Consider the following 2,507-nt stretch of genomic DNA (forward strand, 5'->3'; position numbering starts at 1 on the left):
CAGCTCCTACAGGGGATTGTGTTGTGTCAGGGCATTTGCCAGAGCCTCAAACCCGCTAAGCAACAACCGATCATCCCCCACCGCATTACACACACTCACCCGGATAAACTGCGGCACCGCCGCATGCCCCACCGCGAACGCCTCAGCGGTCGCCACCAGATAATTGTTCTCCTTCAACTCCGCCGCAATCTGCGATGCTCGCCACAACTCGGGGACTTCCACCCAGAAGTGCGGACTAAAGGCGTGAGTGTTGTAGTTCAAGCCCTTCAGCACCGGCGCGACCAGCGCTTTGCGCCGACCAATCTCAATGATCTGCTCATCCAGCAAGTGCTTAGCCATGCCGTTTTCGATCCACAGGCTCGCCACTTCCATCGATAAAGGATTCGCCATCCAACACGTGCTGCGAATGGCTGAACTGATACGGCCGATCAACGCTTGCGGCGCGTGCAGATAACCGACGCGCAACCCCGCTGAAACAGCCTTGCTCAAACTGCCGATCAGTATTGATCGCTCCGGCGCAAAATAACTGAGCGGCAACGGGCGCTGGCGATCCAGCACCGCATGCGCTTCGTCTTCGATGATCAGCAGATTGTGTTGGCGACAGACTTCGGCAATCGCCTCGCGCCGTGGGACGGACATCACCGCCGCCGTAGGATTCTGGATCGTCGGCGTGCAATACAGCGCCGAAACGCGATGTTGACGGCAGATTTCCTCCAGCGCTGCAGGTAAAAGCCCTTCGTCATCCATCGCGGCGCCGATGAGTTTTATCCCGAGTTGACGGGCAACACCGATCAATCCGGGGTAGGACAAATGCTCGGTGACAACCGTGTCGCCGGCCTTGAGCAACCCCATCAACGCGCTCAACAGACCATGCTGGCCGCCGTTGACGCACAGCACCTGATCGGCGCGGGGTACGAATTCGCCGTGGCTGAGCCAAACGGCCCCCGCCACGCGATGCCGCGCCATACCGGCTTCGGCGGTATACCCGCTGAGTTGCCGCAAGACGCCCGGCTCATTGGCCAGATCCAGCAGGCTTTGCCGCATGAATTCGGTTTCCTGCCCGGGCATCGGCTGATTCCGACTCATGTCCAGGCACGTGGACGGCTCATCGCTGACATTGCGAAAGCCTTTGTCCTGCGGCCGCTCCATCCCCCTCTTACGCACGTAAGTGCCGTCGCCTACACGGGCGACGACCAATCCCACACGTTCCAGCTCACCGTAGGCACGGCTGATCGTGCCGATGTTCACGCCCAAGCTGTCGGCCAACAGTCGATGCGGCGGTAACTTGCCGCCAGCCTCTATCACACCCTCCTCGATGGCCTGCGCCACGCCATCGGCAAGGCGTTTGTACTTCACGCCGATGCCATTGCTGAGGCCGTCGCGGAGGATTGACACCATGGCAATACTTACTTTGACAGTCATTCTCGCCCCGAATAGCGTGCTTAAAACAGGTTCAATCAGAAATAGACCGTTTCATCGATCAGGTCAATTCCACCGCTCGGAGCACCCAGCATGTCGACCGCCGTCAGCACACCGATGAACATCAGCAAACCCTGGCTCGCCGGATTAATCACCAGCACCCTGTTTCTGATCGTCTGCCTGAGTTGGGGCACCACTTGGCTTGGGATCAAGATCGCCGTGGAAAGCGTGCCGCCGCTGACGGCCGCCGGGCTGCGCTTTCTTATCGCATTTCCACTGTTTTTGAGTTTCGCGTTGTTGCGCAAAGAACCGTTGCTGTTCCCTCGGCAGAGCCGCTGGTTTTTTGTGTTCGTCACGCTGTCGTATTTCAGTCTGCCGTACTACCTGCTCAACTACGGCGAGATGCACGTCTCGTCGGGCCTGACGGCACTGCTGTTCAGTTGCATGCCGGTGTTTATCCTGCTGTTTTCCGCGCTGTTTCTGCGCGAGAAGATCTACCCGTCGCAAATGCTCGGCATTGCCATTGGTTTTGGCAGTCTGTTCATGATTATTCGCAGTCAGGGTCTGCACCTGGATCAGGCGGAATGGCTGGGAGTGTTGGCGATTCTCTGCGCCGCAGTGATGCATGCGCTGTGTTACGTGGTGACGAAAAAACACGGGAGTGCGATCAGCGTGATCACCTACAACACACTGCCGATCGGTATCGCCGGTGCGATGTTATTTATTGTCGGACTGAGCTTCGAAACACCGGTGTTCCAGGACATCACCGCACGCTCGTGGGGCGCGCTGTTTTACCTCGGGCTGGTGGCCTCGGTGGGCGGCTTTATCGTTTACTTTTTGCTGCTCAAACGCCTGAGCCCGATCATTCTGTCGTTCGTGTTTATCATTTTCCCGGTATTCGCCGTGATCATCGGCGCCTGGTACGAGGGGCAAACCCTGTCCCGGGAGCTGATGATCTATTCGGCGATCCTGTTGAGCGGGTTTGCCATCACCAAATTGCCCATCGAAAAATGGCGCAGACCTTCTCTGTAGGAGCTGCCGCAGGCTGCGATCTTTTGATCTGGATTGTAAAAAACAAGATCAAAAGA

2 protein-coding genes are annotated in these 2,507 nt (G+C 57.7%); one reads left to right on the forward strand and one right to left on the reverse strand.

What is annotated here, in order from left to right:
* Positions 1-6: 6 nt before the first annotated feature.
* Positions 7-1,422, reverse strand: a complete 1,416-nt coding sequence (locus PMI37_RS27455) for an aminotransferase-like domain-containing protein (RefSeq protein WP_008087541.1) — start codon at positions 1,420-1,422, stop codon at positions 7-9.
* A 114-nt stretch (positions 1,423-1,536) separates the two neighbouring features.
* Between PMI37_RS27455 and PMI37_RS27460 the strand changes: the two genes are divergently transcribed.
* Complete coding sequence (locus PMI37_RS27460; protein WP_177323341.1) at positions 1,537-2,451, forward strand: DMT family transporter; 915 nt, start codon at positions 1,537-1,539, stop codon at positions 2,449-2,451.
* Positions 2,452-2,507: the final 56 nt, after the last annotated feature.

It is taken from the genome of Pseudomonas sp. GM80, assembly GCF_000282515.1.
Taxonomy (GTDB): Bacteria; Pseudomonadota; Gammaproteobacteria; order Pseudomonadales; family Pseudomonadaceae; genus Aquipseudomonas.

Coding starts and splice junctions, on each gene's coding strand:
- PMI37_RS27455 (WP_008087541.1), bottom strand. CDS start 1,422: ATGACTGTCAAAGTAAGTATTGCCATGGTGTCAATCCTCCGCGACGGC.
- PMI37_RS27460 (WP_177323341.1), top strand. CDS start 1,537: ATGAACATCAGCAAACCCTGGCTCGCCGGATTAATCACCAGCACCCTG.